Here is an 18,975-nt window from a genome sequence, read left to right as displayed (position 1 = left end):
AGATTAACGCCGGAGAGAAATTCAATGTCATAAAATTGTAATTCCTCAATTGCTTCACAAATTGCATTTTTAAGACTTTGTTTATTCCAGCGACCCGTAAATTTTATCCTCATTCAGTTTTCCCGATTTTATTTTCTGATAATGTTGATAAATTTTATTGGCATAGTGGAAACGATTTTTAATTGAGGTATTGGTATTTCTCATTCCCGCATTATACATGCCAACGGCTAACCAATTTTTACCGTAGGTAGCAAAGTTACGAGTTAAAATCATTGCCCCAATATGAATATTTAAACAAGGATGATTGATTAAGTCATTTTCAGATAATGTAGGATATTCTTTTTTAATGGCGTTAAAGGTTTTGCTATTAATTTGCATCACCCCTAAATCGAACGAGCCATCTTTATTTTTGTTTTTTGCATAGGGATTAAAGTTTGATTCTTGTCTGGCAATCGCTCTTAAATAATCGGGGTCAATTTGATAATAACTGCCGGCTTTATCAAAACAATCGGCAAGGGATAATTTTGAGATAACAAGAAAAAAGAATAACATTATGTTTTTAATTTTCATCACGTCGCTCTTTATTCAAAATCAAGAACAATTCGGCATATTGTCGCCCCTATAAAGCAAAAAGATTTTCTAAAGATATTCCAATAAAGACTATCAATATTACCTCACCAAATCCGCTTTTTCTACCACTAACTCACACACCACACGCAAAATAAATTTTGCATAATTTTATATTTAAATTTCAGATACTTATATGATAATAGCTTTTTTTATAACCAATAAAAATGATAAGTCAAAAATATTTTTTAAATAAGTTATGGCTATTTGTTAAATAAATTCATGTTTTTTAATAAAAAAACATCAAAATAAAGTTTTTATTAATTTATTATTAAGTTTTAACTTAATTTAAAAATAGTTTTAAAATGTGATATAACTCAAAATTTTTCATAAAAAATAGTTATTAATTAATTTTAATATAGTTATAACTTAATTATGTAATACGCAATTACATGTAAATTTAATTCATTTCTTTTGAGGTTTGAAAATGAAAGGCGAAAAAAATCATCCTGTTCTGTTGAAAATTCCTTTTAGTATTATGGATTTTATCGATGAAATGGTCGATGAAAAATTAAAAGATGGTGAAAATAAATCTACGGCAAACCGGACGGCGGTTGCATTGGAAATACTAAAAATAGGTGTCAGAGTTTTAAAGAAAAAAAATGAACAAGGGGGCAAGGATATTACCTTGGATGAAAAACTCGCTTTAATTGCTGATGCCGTTCTTAAATCCGAATTAAAGCTCGATTCGATGTTTGAATTTGCTCATAAGCGTCCACAGGATATTGATGATAACATGATTAAAGCATTTGGTTATCAAGCTGTGAAAGAAAGAATTAACGAAGTGGATTATAAAGTTAGTCATTTTTTCAGACAAAAATAAAATAACGTTTTTTATTTAAAAGCCCCTGAAATTAGGGGCTTAATAGAGTTATTTTTTGTGCTCAATTACTTCTGGTTGAGACTTTTGACCAATAGCGATTTTTTGTGGTTTTTCTTCTTCTGGTATTTCGTAATTAAAGGTTAAAGTTAGCAATCCATCGGCTAAATTGGCATTTTGGATCCTTATGCGATGGTCAAGGTCAAAACTCATCGAAAAGCCTTTTTTTTCAATACCTTTATGTAGCCATTTTTCAGTTTTGCTATCATTACTCTCTTCTTCTTTCTCCGTTTCACTTTTTCCGCTGATGGTCAGCTTATTATTCAGTACCGATATATCTAACTCGTGTTGTTTATAACCAGGAACCGTTACTGTCAGTTCTAGATTTTCTTTATCTTTTTTCTGTAAATTGTAAGCCGGAATATCTGACAAAGGTTTTTCACCAGTTATTCGGCTGAATAATTTATCCATTTGAGAAAATCTATCCGATAACAGGTTATCACTGAGCATAGGAATAAGAGAAAAAGAACGATAAGTCATATTGTCCTCCTTTTTGTGCTTATTAACTTTATTTTCAAGTGTCTGATAATTTTTTTTGAAAAAATAGTCTGAGATTAAATAAAATCATCACCACTGATATCGTCGGAATAGTCATCATTCGAATAATCGTTATTAGTCAATCTTGTATTTTGATCAAATGTGTCAAAATTGGTAGGCTGGAAATTATCATTCATCGTTGAATGATTGTTACTGGCTGAATCAGGCGGATCTTGAATAATATTTATAATTTCATTGGGTGTTGAATGATTAAACATGTTAGTTAACATATTACCTATCATTACACCACCGGCGACTCCTGCTGCTGTTTTTAGCGCACCAGATAAAAAACCACTACTACCGCCTGAAATGTTAGTTGGTTGTTGGTATTGAGGCGTTTGCTGTTGTGGTTTTTCTGTTACGGGTGTAACGGGTTGACTAGGGTTGATTTTTTCTATCAAGCCACTCAGAAAACCGCCTTTTCTTAACTGTATTTCCGCTCCCTTCTTTAATTGAATGACTTCATCTTGTAATTGTTTGACTTGTTGGGTAAGCCTTTTTAGTGCCGCTTCTTGGATGATAATAGATTGCGCCATAAAATAAGGGGATTCGGGTTGTTGCTTAATCAAAGTTTGAATCAGACTATTCGCCTCTGAATCGAGAGAATTAGAGGGTGTCTCCGCTTGCTTCAAGCGTTGAAATAGATCTTCGATAAGCTGTTTTTCTTCGGCTTGCATATTACGCTTCCTCTTGGTTGAAGAGGAATTATTTTATTGAATTTATTATGATTACTCAATGTGATTTTCTATTATTCGGAGCCATCATTTTAATCTCCATACTCTTTTTCTTTGATTTTTTGTTTTTGTTCTTCTTCATGATGATATGAGATATTGATTTCCTCATTTTCCTTTTCCCGTGTCGGAGATTCTTCTGCGAGTTGAAGATCGGGTATTTTCTCATCATCATGCAGTAGTGCCGATTCTAGTGTTATGTCCTGATTTTCATTAATTTTTTCTATTTCTCTATCTTGCGGTAAACTTTCAGGGATTTCATTTATAGGGATATTGGTATTATCGAGTTCAATCACAATCGAATGGTCTTTGGTATCTTTTTTTAAGGCTTCGTCAAATTGTGACAACGAATAAAGATTGATGCTGTTTTCATCATTACCCTTATTTAGTACGATATATAAGCCATCGGATGCACCTTTGTAAGTGGCTTCTTCGATGTTTACTTTCCCTGTATAAACGCCAACCGGAATATGGAGATTTCCACGCTGAATGCCGTGCTCGTTGTTGACAGGTAATAATAATTCTGGTCGGTCATGATGGGAAAACCTGGCCACTTCAAGTAGTGATGGTTCTATCTTTTGTGCCAGCTTTGTGTTACCAATTTCTTTGCTGTTATCCCAAATTCTGATTTCATTGCGAGCCAGTTGGTCTTCCTGTTTGTTCAGGATGTCATGCGCGGTTAATCTGTCACCGGAATTTTTTGTAAGGGCTTCCATCCAGGCATCCCCATCCCGCAAATAAATCTGAACGTGAGCTTTTGCGCGGGATAATTCCACATAGGTATTATCCATTGCGGCGATGGTACGCGAGCCTTCATAGACGATGACATACGGATAAGAAGCGCCTTGTGAGGCATAGCTTGTGATGGCATAGGTGTAATCCAGATGTCTGTCAGCGTATTCTTTTTGTGGTTGATAGGTGACGAGCTTGCCGTTTAACTCAATATAGAGCTTATCGCCCTCAATCCGCTTTATCATGCCCCTGTCGTTATTGGCAATATTGCGGTCTTTATCGGTTGTGGTGAGGCGAATTTTTTCACCCTCTGAGACTTCAATGGTTTTGTCTTCAAAGAGCGCGACGACGGCAGGATTCACTTCAAGCGGTGACAGGTATTTCTCCTGATTATTTTCCCGATTTATCAGACCAACAATGCCTTCTTTTGAAACGCCTGTTATCTGAAAATAGTGTTGATTGATTTTTGCGATGTGCCCCAACTGGTTTTGCCAAAATTGACTATCTTTTAAATCCGCTTCCTGATGGTTGATGCGTTGCAAAACAGGAATAATGGCTGATTTACCCAGCATCTGTTGACTTTGCATCACCGCATGAATATTTTCATTTAACTGATTTCGATCGGCATTTAACGGGGTGATAATCACCGTGTTATCACGCGCTTCTTTCTCTCTCCCCACATAGTCATCAATCACCATTTTTATCATTTGATTGTCGTTTTCCTGTGGTTTACCTGATGAATCCCCCTTCATGATTGCGCTTTCGGGGATAAAAGCGCCATTATTCCTTGCTACCCGGTCAGGGGAAACCTGACGAATAATATCCAATGATTTTTGTGTGTTTCCGGCAATGATTGCCTCAATAGCGGGTTTTAATTCGGGGGTTTGTCTGACGATTTCGTCCATTACCACTTTATCGGCGGCACTTCGTTGCCAAGCAAGGGCAAAAGGGGCACCCCGCTCGAAGGCTTTTAGCTGTTTTGCATCCCCTGAGAGGACGACTCTTCCTGCATTATCCGTGATGTTAAGTAGTAATTCTGCCAGGGTTTTATTGCCAATCATCGAGCTTTCATCAATCACAAACAAGGTATTTTTATACGATGTTTTGAGGTTGTTCTGGTGCTTTTCCATCAGGAAACTGGCAATAGTTTGGGATTTTATGCCCGCTGCCTGTAATTCATTGACGGCTTTATGGGTGGGTGCGAGGCCGACGATATTCACGTCGGGTCGATTATCGTTAAGTGCTTGTGCTACCGTTTTAAATTGAGTGGTTTTCCCGACCCCCGCATAACCTTGTATCATGATCGTCTGGTCTTTTGAAGTTAAAACGAGTTTGGCGGCTTTTTGTTGACCTTGGGTTAATCCGGTAAAATGCAGTTTTTCTTTATTCTGGATTAACGGTAATTGACTGTTTTTGCCCTGTAAAATCTGCGTGAGGATTTTGACCTCATTATCAAAATCTTCTTTGCGAATAAAGCGCCCATAAAACTCGTGCGTTGTTTCATCCACGCATTTCACTTCGCCTTTTTTTAGGCGTTGTTTAAAAGCGTTTATGCAATCATTAAACGTAAAATTACTGGATTTTGCTGCATCGGTAATAACATCCAGGCTATTAAAAACCATACTTGATTTTGTCCGCCGGTCAATGGCGATGTTCAGTTGTTTTTGGATATCAGGGGTGGCATTATTTTTAGCAACCTCGGCCGCTTTCAAAAATGATTCGTCACCTTGCTGAATATCAGAGAGCACGGTGGTGCTAATTTCACTTTGTTGTAACCGTTTTTGGATGCTATCGCTATCCAAACCGGTTATACCGATAATATTCTTTCCACTGCGTCTTATCTGATTGATGGTCAAATTATTGACCTCTTTTTCGTTAAATACCGCAATCACGGTTTGATTTTTATCAAGGCTATTCCCAAACGCTTCACAGTAGTGGTATTCCAGTTTGCTATCGGCTTTTGGGGTGAATGACGCTTTTTTGCCGTATTCATCTTCCATGATGATTTTATCGGCAAATAAAAAATTGCCTTTTTTTAGCTCGGTAATGGTAAAGGTTTTACCCGCCTGGATATTTTGGCCGAACACGCCAGTTGATTTGACTCTATCACCTTCTCTTAATTCCATCTCCTGTACCTTGAAGAGACGGTAGTGACTATCAATTTTATTAATTGAAAGGGCGGAGGTGTTACCCGCACTATCTTGCAATAGGAGTTTATTACTTTGTTTGCTAATACTTTTTATCTGATATTGCTGCCGTTCATTTTCTGTGGTGCGCTCAAGTATCATGCCGATGTTATAGGTGCTACGCTGATTGCGGTTGGCTGCATCTAAAAATATCGATTTTTTGGTAGCCACTACCATCTTATTTTCAGACAGCAATCCTTTTTCGATTAAAACCTCACGGGTTTTGGTGGTTATTGCTTCTTTTGTTGGGTTATTTCCTGCCTGAATGATGACATCCTTATTTAAAGCATAAAAGTTAGCAAAATGATTAGCGGCGGTCTGTATTCTACTCGTTTTGTCCTGTTCAGGGACAAAATAGAGATGTTTATCGGCATTGGATTCAAAAGCGTTAATCGGTTCGGTGCCGAGTGCGCGGGCGATTTCACTGGTCAGTCCTTTGTTTTTACGGCTGGCACTATCCAATGCAATAATCGTATCGCCCTCGGTATATGACCGACTAAGTAATGCCGCAACTTTGTTAAGGGGTAAGTGTTCAGACTGGTAAATTCCGATTAATTGCCGTTTATTGTTATTTTTATGGGGGGCATTTAAATAGTCATCAATGCTGATGGTTTTTACTTTCTTATTGACCTGTTCCTGTAATTTATCGCTGATTTTTTTATTCGGCGTAATAATCACGGTATTTAACTTATTTTCTTTGGCCAAGCCATGAAGTTCCTCGATAACCTGAATTTCATGGGTAAACCCGCCTTTAAGATTAACCAGATTAAATCTGACATTGTTTTGGGTAATATTTTTTGCTAACGCGCTTTCCTGTGCTGTTGTTAATTCATGTTTACTGTACCGCAACTGATGAATTAACGTGCTGACCGCATTTTCCTGTTTAAGGTGGTTTTCTGTGGTTAACAGCGTGCTTTCTGAATTAAGCGGTACGATACTCCCTTGTTTAATCGCCTGGTTAATTTCCTTGCGTAATGTTTCTAATACTTTCGGCTGGCAAGGGATGCGATTAATGACATGGGTTAATAAGGCATCATAGGAAAATCGGGTGTTTTTATCCGATAGTACCTTAATGGATTGTGAGATAGCCTCTTTTAGGTTAACCATAGGCGTAGATGGGTTGAGGTTTTCTGCTTTTTTCACGTTATCCGCTGAATATCCCGTCTTCGCCAGCCTTGCTTGCCATTCTTTATGGAGTGTCTCAACATTGGTAAAGGTTTTTGCTTTACGGGTCGCTAACACGGCGGCACTCTTTTGTTTAGCGGAAGCCGTTTCGCCTACCGCCTCGACAACCTCTTTGCGCCTAGATGAAAAAGGTTCAGTTGGTACGCCTTCTATTTCCCATAGGCCATTTTTCCCCGTTGAAATAAACGAATACCCCTGTTTCTGCAAACTTTCTTTTAGGTGCTGGCGATAAATAGACCCAAAAGTAATCTGTAAATCGCGGATAATTTCGTTAAATCCATTACGATTGATGGTATCTGATGACAGTGTTTTCCAGCCTTTCTTATCTGACCAGGTGGCATTGATTAATAAGGCATGGGTATGTAAATTAGGGTCGAGATTGCGATTAGTGGTATGCATAAAAAGGGCAGCAATTGTATTGCTGGTCATTTCCGTTTGTGTGACCCCTTTTGTCATTGTGCGGGTTGAGCTTATATTTTCAATCTCTTTGAGGGCTGATGCCACCGCCTTTTTATGTGCATCAAGCACCGCAGTATTGCCTTCAACCAAGGCTAATACCGAAACACTTTTGGGCGCGGAAAAGGTTAAATCATAGCCTGGTCGATGCTGATTCTTACCCGTTTTATTAAAGCTTAACTGCGTACCATCCGGTAGTTTCCCTTCCAGCATCTGCTCAAAGGTGTTTCTATCCACCGTGCCGGTTAATCCTAACCGCTCAGCGCCTTTACCAAACCACCCAGTGCCTTCTTCACCGACAAAGTAATAGTTATCCTTTTCCTCATAATAGTTGGCACTGGCGGAAGCGCCGCCACTGGTGAGATTTTTGACCGACAGCATAAGCTAAACCTCCTTATCGGTGCTTTTTTCATGTCTTAGGTTGTTGTTTGTCTCCTGTGCTGGGTTATCCAAGTTATTCTCTTCTGCTTCTAATACCGGTTTGCCGGTTTTTGCGGTGCCATAATAATTAACCGGCTCAACATAATGGGTCTGTTCAGGAGGTGTTATTTCCATCGTCTGTGGGTTGTTGGTCTGATTTTGATTGCTTTGGTTTGATTGATTACGCCGACCGGTGACCAATTTATCCACTTTATTTTCAATTCCCGATTTATTCAGTTCCTGCTCAATCTGATTATCAAAAACTGCTGATACATCGCGCTCAATTTTCCCTGCGGCAATCGTTTCATACGGTTTGTGTTCCAGCGTGAGTTTGACAATCGGCACATTCCCGCGGAGCGAGACAAAGCACTCCAAATCATCCAAATTCTGAATATCAGAGAAGCTGACAATTTTTTCACGGGTATCTTCTTTGGAGAAGTTCACGCCATCCCGAATAGTATCGACCCCATAGCTATACTGGTCGCGGAATTTAAGTAAACGGGTTTCTCCCAGTTCTTTTTGTACCCACTCCGCCACACTGCCACTGGGGGCACGGAAATAGAGGCTGGTATTCGCCAAATCCCATATATTGCGAGCGTCATGAGCGCCATAGTTCGCTTCTAGTTGCGAGAAGTTTTGAATACCGATAAGGGTTGCCCCACCAAATTTACGCGCTTCGGAGAGATAATCGCTAATGACCGGCAGCTTATGAAGACTTGGCAACTCATCTAACACTGTCCAGATACGACTTTCTCTGCTCGGTGTTAACGCCAGCACGGATTGCATGGTGAGATTGAGCCAGGTGCTGATTAACGGTTTTAAGGCAGTATGTAAGCGACCATCACTGGAGATGAAAATCCAGGCATCTTCATTGGCATTTTGCACCCATTCCCGAATGGAGAAAGGGGGCTTGCTTTCTTTTTCCAATCCCTGACAGTAGCGCAAGGCTTTGACATAAGCACTTAAGACGGTACGAATGGTCATGGCGGTTTTTTCTATACTGCCATCGACTAAATTAGCGGCATCGGTGCCCTGTACAAAATCATGCAATTCAGCCAGCGAAATGGACAATAACCGCTGTAATAATTTTTTAATCGAACGGTCAGGATGTGAGCGCATATGCTCTGCGGTGGCAACAAACAACAGGCGAGCAGACATGAGCCAGAAAGGGTCACCGCTTTTGGCATCGGGGAATAAGGGCAGCGCAAAGGTTTCAAAATCGGCGCGGTCTTGGCACTCACGCCATAAATCCCAGTTCGGGCAACGTGCATCCATTGGATTTAAGATAATGTCCTTGCCTTCCCGATAAAAAAGCGGGATAAAGTTATTGCCTTTATCGTAGACAATCGCTCTTTTCCGCTGTTTTCTTACCTGCGTTAACAGGTCATTAATGACGGTACTTTTCCCTGTTCCCACGGTGCCATGCAGTCCAATATTTTGTTGTTCGCTGTTTTCAACCAGGTGTAAATCGCCGATTTTTAGCGATGAGAGTTTGCCTTTGGCTTTTAAAAACTGATTAATCTCTTTTACCGAATTTGCCAGATAGCGACCACCGATAATCTCATTTTTTCGCTGCTGGGCGCCTTTTTTGCCTAACCACCAGAACACCGCAACAATCAGGCCAACAAAGGTAAAGGAAGCGACTCCCCATGCCCAAAATGCCGCTTCTTTCAATAAGACATAGCAATAAATAAAGTACCTATCGAGGCGTACCTCGCGGGCGGTTTTCTCAAATTCAATCACCTGACCGGTTCTTGGGTTTAACCAGTGAAAGGTGAAGGTGCCACCTTCACTGGTGCCAATCGCTTCCTGTAGCGGAATAACCAGTTTGTCTATTGCCCAGTAAGCTAACCCGTGTATCATCTTCTCAAGCGGGATTTGAACGGCGATGGTGGCAAAAAAGACCATCACCGTAGCGATAATCACCCAGAACGCCACGATATTGGCTATCTGCATAAACATCGCCACCATGTATTTAATTACCTGACCACCCTGGGTCATGTTTCTGGCATCAAGACTCATAATCAAACGTTCCTTAGCGAGAGGAAGCCCAATTCGTTATCGAAAAAGCGTTAAGTTAACTGGGCTTATTATTTTGAGAGAAATTAAAGAATATTGGCGATACTTTTGGCTAACTGGTTTTCCAGTTCCGGTTTCGCCTCTTCAAATTTCAGGTTGACTTTGTTGGCATTGGACACAATCCGCGTCTGGTATTTATGGCGGTTGGTGGTTTCGGTGCTGGTCTGCAATTGAGAACCGGAGGTACCTTGTTTAAGACGTGCGGTATCATTGACCGTTACATTATTGTTTTTGCTTAATGCGCTAATCTGCAAATCCGTTATCATGGTGTAATTCACATCTTCCACCATGGCATCCGCTGCTGCGCCAATCAGCCCTGCGGCCAATCCCACGCCTAATGCGCCGCCGGTAGAGTCGACGTTATAAGCCATGGCACTTGCGCCTACCGCTGCGCCGAGGGCAGCACCTTCATAACCTTGCGATAAAAAGCGTTGGGCATCTCTTAAATCCATTTTATCGGCTTTTAAGACATTGGCCTGTATCCAGTAATAGGCGGCATTGGGATTATTCACGACCGTATAGCCTTTCGCTTCAACCGCTTTTTTAATTAAGCTCGCTAAATCTGACATCTCTTTATCGGACGTATTTTTGATTTGCAAGTAAACGGTTTTCTGTGAAGCCGGATCTAACCAAATGGTTTCACTCATTTGGGTTTTTACTTCAAGATTGCGTTTTTTCACTGCCGTACTGACCGCACTACAGCCTGTTATAGCCACAGATGTCGATATTAAAGTAACCAGCAATAAACGCTTAAAAGGGTGTGCCATTTTATAAAAACTCCATGTTAAAGGTATAAGAGATTACTTGAACAGAATCCTGTTCAAGTAACGTTCTGATAAAAAAGGATTATCTAAGGATTAACTATCACGACGGCTATAGTCATCATGATCGAACCCGCTTGTCGTGCTGAAATCATTGTCATAATGGTTATATGAATTATGTGAAGAAGAGTCATCATAAGAACTATCAAACGAATAGGAAGATAAGGATCCTCCTATATCATAACTGCCAGAACCATACATATTTCCAGCACAATCTGAACCACATCCACTCATGGATAGCCCTGTAGCTGGATTAGTATCTAATCTATCAGTGATATCATCATCAAAAAGATTACTGCTTGAGGTTTCATTATTGAAAGGAGAAAAGTCATGTGATGAATTAAAGCTTTTATTAGGCGCACCGGATAAATGCGGAAAGGCAATTGCAGAGGTGAAGAAGAAGTTAATTAACGCAGAAATTATAATCGCGAAGTAAACGATCTCTGAAGATTCATTGCCTTCAATAATTTCTCTGATCAAAGTGAAAATATTACCGATAATAAACGCTAAAACAACAAGGGTTTTATAGATTTTTGGGGTGATGCGCCAGTTTTTTGAAAAAAAGCAGCATAAAGCACCCATATTAATGACGCTCATGGCTACCATGGAGGAAGTTTGTTTAAAATAAAACAAAAATAACACCTCAAGGATCACCATCATAATAACAAATGAAAAGAATTTCATTGGGATTTCCCTCCTTTCTCTTCGTACCTTTTAATATTAGCGGATTTTTCCTTATTTATCGCTTTCTCATTAGCGATTATTTTATCCTGAGTGGGTGCCACCTGATGCCCAAAATCGGTTTTCTCTGCCCGTATCGCTTTCGCATATTCGCCGGTATTAGCCTCGGCAGATTCAAGCAGACTGACTTGATTACTTTCACCGGTCTCAGGGTTAATTATTGACTTATGTTTTTGGATCCGGCCTTTATCGGCTTGCTTTTCTAATTGCGCTGCACTTTGATTAAAGCCGGCTGGATTATATTGGCTGGCATCATGCGAAACCTGCATACTATGGTAATGACTGGTGACTACTGCTTGGTTTGCAAAATGATTATGGCGTATATCATCGGCGATCCGATCGCTAAACTCGCTTACCAGTGCTTCACGTTGTGCTCTAACTTCTGGTGACCCCGCATCCGTTAATACACGACCTGCCTCAGCTTCACCTAAACGCGAATACGCGAACTGGGTAAACTCCTGCTCCAGGCGATGTGAAGCACTTAAACGTTCTGTTTCGGTTAAATTGGCTTGCTCTGAGATACTTTGCTCTTTGGTTTGACTGGCGGTAAATCCGGCGAAATTTTCGCTGGTATTTTGCAGTGAGGCTCTTAGATCTCTCACTAGAGAACGCGTTTCTGAATTAGATATACGACTAATGTCATCATCTGTCATGTTCTTAATAACGGTTGCGGATTGACTCGATGCAAAATCTTTTGCAGATTGCATATCTTCGCTGGTTTTATTGCTTTTTGAAGCAGAATCAGTGTTTGTGTCTGTCCATCGATGATCATATCCGGATTTAAGACTGGCTTTTCCTAATCCAATGCTAATGGAGCCGCCAGCATCGACAATATCAGCACTCTCTGTTGAAGTTTTATATTCTCTCGCTGTACTGTTAGTTGAAGACATGGCTTCTTTTGCGTATTGGGATTGTCGTTGAACATCTTCAATCGCTTGGCGTTGTTCACTGGATAATTTGCTATCTTGTGATCCTTGTTTGCTAAACTGATTACTGAGTGCCGTTGAAATATTGTAGGTATCATTAATGGCACTTTTTAATCCCTGATGATAACTTTCGGTCTCGCGGTGTTGACTGCTTAACGCTTTACTGAAACTGGTATCGAGCATCGAACTGGTATCCAGACTAAACGGCAGTTTTGAGATAGCTTGTGTGGTATCGACAATATGCTGACCATTTTGGGTGGTGCTAATCATCGCCCCGTTATCGATTTGCTGGCTGGAGAGTCCGGCTTTGTAACTGCGGTTTAAATCGGTTTTAAAGCCGTTAATATTTTCCACCTGCATATTGGCCATGTTGTAATTGCCACTTGCTACCGCTGATGCATCGGCAGTCGTTGCCCCTGCCAGAGCATTACCCAGATAGGAGCCGGCACTGGCAATCTGTTGTCCGAGGGAGGTGAAGAGTTTAAAGCTTAAAAACGGAATAGACATCATCATCCAGCCGGCAATCCCTGCCGTGGTGCTGCCGGTCTGGGTGAGTCTGTCCAGATTAGAAAACGTCACATTTTCGCCATTTAGCGTGGTTGCCATCATGAAATTATAAACATGATTAAAGATAGCAAACATCACAGGCCATAACATCAGACTGCCCATGATGTTCAGATAATTAATTATCACCTTATACGTTATTTCTCGCACAAAAAGCGCTAAGGCCATAATCGGAAAGAGCGAAATACACAACAGCATCAACACGGTATTGAGTTGTGGTAACATTTCACTGGCCAGATGATAACTGGCCTGATGGGATAAGCGCATTTTTGCCAACGATTGCTCGGTGGTAATGAGATTTAACCCCGCGGGGTCATTCATGGCGGCTGCGTAGGCGTTAAAGCCTTTTCTTAAGCCCGCTATCATGATGTTCTGTTTTAAAATATCGGCGGCACTTTGGCTCGCTTTCATAAAGTAGTTATAGCTGCCTTCGAGCATATGCGGTAATACCACCGAGGCATCGTGGCGGCCTGGAAAGAGCTTTCTGGCATAAAACATCAGCGTGCTGCCGGTGCCGGTGGTATCCAGATTAAGCAGGGCTTTAAGTTTCACCGTCGCTTGCTGACAGGTCATAAACTGACTGCGTGCGCCTTCGGTGTTTTCAGCTTCCCAGCCCTGATAATAAATGCCTCTTAAGGGGCTAGGTTTTGAGAAAATCAGACTATAAATATCGCGGGTATTGAGTAACTGGCTTAAGCTGTATTTGTGGTTTAGCTGGATATCGGGGATAACACAGTTTTTCACGTATTCACTGAAATTGGCATTAATCTCAGGGCTGTGACTGTGAAAGGTTAATGATTCCTGCATCAATTTCTGGCCAAACATCAAGCCGGTTTTGCTGTAGGCGACACTCTCTGGCAGATGAAAAAAATCATCATAAAAGATGGCCGCTGAATGTCCGATACCTGTTAACAACCAAAGTGGGGTGGCTAATCCTACTGGCACATTATCCACCCGATTGATTTTATCGGGTCTCGTCAGGTCGTTGACTACTACCGTGACTTTCGGTGTCAGCAATAATGCCGTCACACAAACGAAGGTGAATCCCCAGGCAAAAAGCCCTTTTAAGTCATGGGTTTTAACGTACGTCATGACGCAGGTTAAAATGCCGAGCGTTTCCGCCAGATACAGTAGCCCACCCCAGGTGCGGTGATTAACCATGGCGGCCACTGCATTCAAGGTTTGGGTCACCATATCGCCGCCACTGATAAACCAGGTATCTAATACCATCTTTACCCTCCAAACTGATAGTTGCTCATCAACCGGTCAGACAACCCTGATGAGAGTTGCTGTCGCAAATAGTGCAAATTGCGCTCAAGCTCCAGTAGATGACTTTGATTAATCCGCATTTTGGTTAAGCGCTGCGCCATTTTCTCGCGCACGGTTTTCAGGCTATTTTGAAACTGTTTGTTTTCCTCTTCGGTATTCAGGCTCCCCGCACCTGCCACCTCCACCAAATCAATCAGGCCATCGATATAGCTCACCACCATGTCGCTGGCGATGTATTCGGCCAGCGATGTGACTATCGATTCATCAAGACTGAGTGAGGCACTGTCAATCACATAGCGCAGGATTTGGACGCGGGTACTGCCAATCAAGGCCGTTTCCTTATCGGTTAACGCCGCATCGGTGGTGGATTTTTTAAACAGGATTGACAACAACTTTTGGATTTGTGCTATCATGCCATGGCTGGCGGTCACTGTGATTTTGCTCTTCGTGGGCTTTAGGCATTGCGTGACATCGTCACAACGATACACCTCCGTTGTGCCACCTTTTAGAATCGCGTTCATTACACTGTCACTTGCGCCTAGTCCTGGCAACACCGACAATTCTCCCAGATTGCCATAAATCACGGTGCCGACCAGCGACATCATCAGCTCCTTTAATTCCCTGTCACTACTGATGAACTGGTTAATTTTCTCAAACGCACTCCAGGTTAAGTTCCGATTGCGCGGTATGCGCTTTTTCTCTTCGTCATTGGCGTGGTTAAATACCTTATTGGTTTCATTACCCACGCCACAGCCTTGACGGGACGCTGCCCAATCGGCAAAAACGCTATGGTTACCCGCAATGTCCTGACAGACGTGCTGGCTGGCCGCTTGTGATTTTGGCCATAGCCCACCAACAATGCCTTGTGCCGCCTGACAGGTGGAGATATTGGTGTTGTTAATATCGGTCGCCAATTTCTGTAAATAATCCTTGACCGCCTTAACTTGCGGTAGTGCGGTTTCTAACGCCAGGTCAAAGGCGTAACCGGCGGCATTACTTAAAATCTGTTTCGCCATCACTTTTATCTGGTCGGAGTTAATGAAGCTAAATGACCCCAGATAAGCATCGATGCCCCCGCAACCGGATTTCACTTCGGGTAAGGTGACCGAGATAAGCTGGATTTGTCTGACGGGATTGCGTAGAAACAGCGAGCCACCCGTGAGATAACCGGCTGCCTGTCCCTGCCACGCCGCTGCTTGCGTGACATTTGCGCCACTGCCGCTATTGAGCTCCTGAAAAAATTTGTTTAAATCTTCATTGATACCGGCATGCGTTGTGGCACAAAACAGCATTAGGGCGATTATTGGATTGCGGTTTTTCATTGCAATACCCCCAGTTTTTCGGCCAGCCCAAAAGACTGTTCCAGTCGGTTAACAAACATTTCTGCGCTCAGCATGCCTTGCGAAACCGGAATAGCGACCAGCGTTTGGGTGTTAACAATAAAATCCGTTGGCGTCACCTGCGGTAATTCAGGGAAAAACTCACTTATCACATCCGGGGTTACCGGTAATACGTTACTAAAGGTGCTATCACCGAGTCCGTCAAAACTGTAGACAAAAACCGGAATACCCAGTTGCTGCGCGACGCTATTCAGCACAGGGTTAAACTGCCGGCAATATTGACAATCGGATTTCATAAAATGCACGATTTGCCAGTGAGTGATATTAAGCACCTGACCGGTTGATAAGCGAAAGGTCTGAGATTTCACTTTGGGCGCTGCTCGCGGTTGCGTTGAGTTATTCTTGGTCATCGTCTTGTGTTTTTCGAGCGCAGCGATTTCATCAATCACGCCAGCATTGGCGGGAATGACAAAAAGCAGCACAAAAAAAGCAAATAGTGTTTTCATCGTTAATCCCTCGGCGCAAAATCAGTCACGCGGTTTAATAGGCGTTTTGCTAAATCATCTTGACTGATAAAGCCATAAGCCAGTGGATGGTAGCTGCCGGTACTCGGGTCAACCAAAAAGAGCGCAGGGAAATAGCGAATTTGCATTTTTGCCGCCTGTCCTCGGTCTTTTTGGCTGTTAGGTAACTCGGGGTTGATGACACCATCAACACTAATTGGCATCACCGCCATCTGATATTGCTGGGCAAATTCCCGCACCACTTGTGCTAATTTGTTGTCTAGGGGCGCATTCCCGCGATAGAAGAAAAAGACCCCATAGCGCTCATTGACGGCTTTGATGGCAGTGGCCTGGGCTTTGCGTTCGTTCGCGTAAGACAAGGTTGCCGTGGCGTTATAATGGGAATGCCTGTTGTTGTAATCGAGTTCCGGTTTCAGTAGTAGCACCTTCTGCCAGGTGGCTGAGAACTGACTGGCGTTATCCGACCAGTAGTTTTGAAACGCTATCCAGCGCGCCACTTTCTCCGGCGATTTCGGGTCAAGCACCGCGGCATTGCGTAATTCATCGCCCAGGGCTTTGATTTTTTGCATAGTTTCCACCGCTGACAGTGTTTTTTGCGGTGATGACCGTGCTTCCAGCGTTTCCTGTTGCGGTGCCGGTTCGTTATACCAATGCCAACCGACCGCAGGGGAGTAGTGATAACCATCGTCGGGCTTTGCGGTCACTATTGCCGATAACAGCACGCTACTTAATAAAAGGCGTTTCATGATTTGCGCCCCTGTAACTCGTTTTTAATCTGCTGGCTTATCTTTTCAGTGAGCTTTTTGCTATCCGGTAGTGTTGTTTTGCTGTTAAGCTCATCATAAAACTCACTGAAATCGAGCGTATCAAATCTCACCCGTTGCAACTCGTCAATCGTCAGTCCGCGACAATCTGGATGCTTCGCACTACCAAATCCCACGCCCAGTTGACCTCCTCTCCCTTGTGCCTGCACAATTTGCGCGAGCTTACTGTCAAACACACAATAACTGTGTTTTTTGCGCAAACACACCCCTAATACCTTTTCGGCGCAAAACTCCCCCACATCAACCACCAATCCTTTTCCTTTGGCTTTACCAATCGCTTTTTCTTCACTGTCACAACTGGCCAGACCAATATCATGCCCCCAACCGCTGCTTTTGCAGCAATTGCTAAAACCAATCGCCGTTTTACGGCACGCCATCGGTTTACCGGTAAACGCACTGATATTTTTGCCCTCCCCACTGATGTCTTTACCGGCTTTCGCAAGTGCGGCCAATTGCGATACCGCTTCGCCAAAATCATTATTTTTGCCCGAGGCAATGGCGGCACATTTGCCGTCCGAGCAGTAGAATTTACCGCCACAGAGAAACCCTTCCCCCTGCGTGGTTTGTTGACACTGGAATTTCACCGATTCCTTGACGCATAAATTGCCGATTTTCTGCAAACACTGGCGTTGCCCTTCACTGCAATTAGGGTCTTTTTCCCAACGACCACAGGTATTATCATCCCGTTCAGAGACCACCCACTCCTCGGATTCTTGCCAGCAAGGGAGCGTGACAGGATAACGTTTGCCGTCTTTAACGACATAACGGGTTTCGCCTTTTTGACTGCACCCCGCTTTTGTTTTAACCGCATTGCCTTTATCAACAGGGCAGTTCGCTGTCCAAACGATTTTTGGATGCCAGATTATCTCTTTGGCTTTTACGGTAAAGCGCAAGGTTAATTTGGCGGGCTGATTAAAGCGATAGGCACCACCTCGGCTTCTATCATTGTGTGAAAACGGGATTGGCTTGCCTTTAATGAATTGTCGGTCAGTCACATGAAGCTCGCCCGTAATATCGCCGCCGCGACCAAGCCAATAAATAAAACTATCACCCATCCCTGAAATGCCCACACTGTGGTAGCAACGGTAACAACCTTGATAGGTGTAAGTCACTTTTTCTATCGTGCCATCCACATCCGGCGTGATAAGCGCAACAATCTGCCTTCCTTCTTTGTGATACGGTAGGTTTTGTAATTGATAAACACGTGTGACGGTTCTGGTTTGCGTTTCACTTGTCCACTCAACGCTGGCTGTGTTGGTACAGGTGCTGACTATCGTTTTTCCCCGTTCGCAGACATGCTCTTTAACTGTCGATTGGCTAATGCTTTTTTTACTGCACTGCTCAGCACTGCCTGCGGTAATCCCTTCGGCATTTTCCTGAATGGTTTGGCTGTTTTTTACCATGTCCGATTGCCAGTCGATTTTATCCTTGGGATTATTGATATAGGTTTCCCGGGCGAGCTTGCCTAATTCACTGTCATTAAGGGACTGATTGGCAGCATTACCTATTTTCGATGCATCTTGATAGAAATTTGCCTCATTGGGGTTAGGGGTAAAATTGGGTAATTCCTTTTGTGGCTGAAAATTCGTTAGCGCAGATTCCGTCTGCTTTTGCGTTTGTTCAGCCAGGTCATAACCTTCTTTCGCGGCACTATCCATATCGTTGGCAAAAGCCGATATCGCAAACATCAAAAGTGGCACGGTCAGTATTTTATTCATCACGACACGCTCCATGACGAGTAATTTGCGTTAATCCTTCCTCCAACGCCACTGAGCCATACACAATATCAAATGTCTTGCCACAGCGTTTAACCAGCGCAGGAACCTGGGTAATGCCATAGTAGTCAAAGCGCAGCGGATCAACCTGGATGCCCGCTACCTGATATTTTTGTATCAGATTAAGTAAGTAGCGGGCGGTTTTTTCCATGCTGTTGTCAATCAGACCGTTGAAATAGACCGGGATCCCTTTTGCTTGCGCCGATTTTAATAAGGGCACTAGCGTTTTTTCTGGAATACTGGATGATAAAAAATAGGCGGTTTCTTGCTGTATCCCTTCTAACGGCATCCCTTCCTCTGCCGGTGTGGTGGCTGATATCAATAAAATTAACAGGGAGAGTAAGGTGAGTTTTTGCAT

At 42.6% G+C, this 18,975-nt stretch carries 14 protein-coding genes; 1 reads left to right on the top strand and 13 read right to left on the bottom strand.

Features of this window, described 5'->3' with window-relative positions; all coding sequences use genetic code 11:
• Positions 1-81: 81 nt before the first annotated feature.
• Complete coding sequence (locus tag G468_RS20315; RefSeq protein ID WP_051297016.1) at positions 82-570, bottom strand: lytic transglycosylase domain-containing protein; 489 nt, start codon at positions 568-570, stop codon at positions 82-84.
• 484 nt (positions 571-1,054) lie between these two features.
• On the opposite strand from G468_RS20315, the gene G468_RS0109145 reads away from it, so the two are divergent.
• Positions 1,055-1,450, top strand: coding sequence for a relaxosome protein TraM (locus G468_RS0109145; protein WP_026822869.1), 396 nt, complete (start codon positions 1,055-1,057; stop codon positions 1,448-1,450).
• 48 nt (positions 1,451-1,498) lie between these two features.
• Here the strand turns inward: G468_RS0109145 and G468_RS0109140 are convergent, their stop codons facing one another.
• The 12 genes from G468_RS0109140 to trbC form a co-directional block, all read right to left on the bottom strand.
• Positions 1,499-1,987, bottom strand: a complete 489-nt coding sequence (locus tag G468_RS0109140; protein WP_026822868.1) for an Hsp20 family protein — start codon at positions 1,985-1,987, stop codon at positions 1,499-1,501.
• 74 nt (positions 1,988-2,061) lie between these two features.
• Positions 2,062-2,721, bottom strand: a complete 660-nt coding sequence (locus tag G468_RS0109135) for a DUF2076 domain-containing protein (RefSeq protein ID WP_026822867.1) — start codon at positions 2,719-2,721, stop codon at positions 2,062-2,064.
• Positions 2,722-2,810: 89 nt separating this feature from the next.
• Positions 2,811-7,715, bottom strand: a complete 4,905-nt coding sequence (gene mobF, locus G468_RS0109130) for a MobF family relaxase (RefSeq protein WP_026822866.1) — start codon at positions 7,713-7,715, stop codon at positions 2,811-2,813.
• Positions 7,716-7,718: 3 nt separating this feature from the next.
• The gene (gene traD / locus G468_RS20310) at positions 7,719-9,776 is read right to left on the bottom strand and encodes a type IV conjugative transfer system coupling protein TraD (protein WP_051297015.1); all 2,058 of its coding nucleotides are present in this window, start codon (positions 9,774-9,776) and stop codon (positions 7,719-7,721) included.
• A gap of 83 nt (positions 9,777-9,859) precedes the next feature.
• On the bottom strand, positions 9,860-10,600 hold the full coding sequence (gene traT / locus G468_RS0109120; protein ID WP_026822865.1) for a complement resistance protein TraT: 741 nt from the start codon (positions 10,598-10,600) through the stop codon (positions 9,860-9,862).
• 90 nt (positions 10,601-10,690) lie between these two features.
• Positions 10,691-11,338: a hypothetical protein gene (locus G468_RS0109115; protein WP_026822864.1), complete on the bottom strand. Its 648-nt coding sequence runs from the start codon at positions 11,336-11,338 to the stop codon at positions 10,691-10,693.
• Positions 11,335-14,115: a conjugal transfer mating-pair stabilization protein TraG gene (gene traG, locus G468_RS0109110; protein ID WP_026822863.1), complete on the bottom strand. Its 2,781-nt coding sequence runs from the start codon at positions 14,113-14,115 to the stop codon at positions 11,335-11,337. Before traG ends, G468_RS0109115 begins: the two co-directional genes overlap by 4 nt.
• 2 nt (positions 14,116-14,117) lie before the next feature.
• Positions 14,118-15,476: a conjugal transfer protein TraH gene (locus G468_RS0109105; protein ID WP_034249636.1), complete on the bottom strand. Its 1,359-nt coding sequence runs from the start codon at positions 15,474-15,476 to the stop codon at positions 14,118-14,120.
• Positions 15,473-16,000, bottom strand: a complete 528-nt coding sequence (gene traF, locus G468_RS0109100; protein ID WP_026822861.1) for a conjugal transfer protein TraF — start codon at positions 15,998-16,000, stop codon at positions 15,473-15,475. The genes G468_RS0109105 and traF (G468_RS0109100) overlap by 4 nt, the downstream gene beginning before the upstream one ends.
• 2 nt (positions 16,001-16,002) lie before the next feature.
• Complete coding sequence (traF, locus tag G468_RS0109095; RefSeq protein ID WP_026822860.1) at positions 16,003-16,764, bottom strand: type-F conjugative transfer system pilin assembly protein TraF; 762 nt, start codon at positions 16,762-16,764, stop codon at positions 16,003-16,005.
• Positions 16,761-18,560: a type-F conjugative transfer system mating-pair stabilization protein TraN gene (gene traN / locus G468_RS0109090; RefSeq protein ID WP_051297014.1), complete on the bottom strand. Its 1,800-nt coding sequence runs from the start codon at positions 18,558-18,560 to the stop codon at positions 16,761-16,763. The genes traF (G468_RS0109095) and traN overlap by 4 nt, the downstream gene beginning before the upstream one ends.
• Entirely contained in the window at positions 18,553-18,975 is a 423-nt protein-coding gene (trbC, locus tag G468_RS20305) for a type-F conjugative transfer system pilin assembly protein TrbC (RefSeq protein WP_081700646.1), read from the bottom strand. The genes traN and trbC overlap by 8 nt, the downstream gene beginning before the upstream one ends.

Source organism: Arsenophonus nasoniae DSM 15247 (assembly GCF_000429565.1).
In the GTDB taxonomy this organism is placed as follows: domain Bacteria; phylum Pseudomonadota; class Gammaproteobacteria; order Enterobacterales; family Enterobacteriaceae; genus Arsenophonus; species Arsenophonus nasoniae.
Note: the sequence above shows the minus strand (reverse complement) of the source record. Positions and strands in the feature narration are given on the sequence as shown.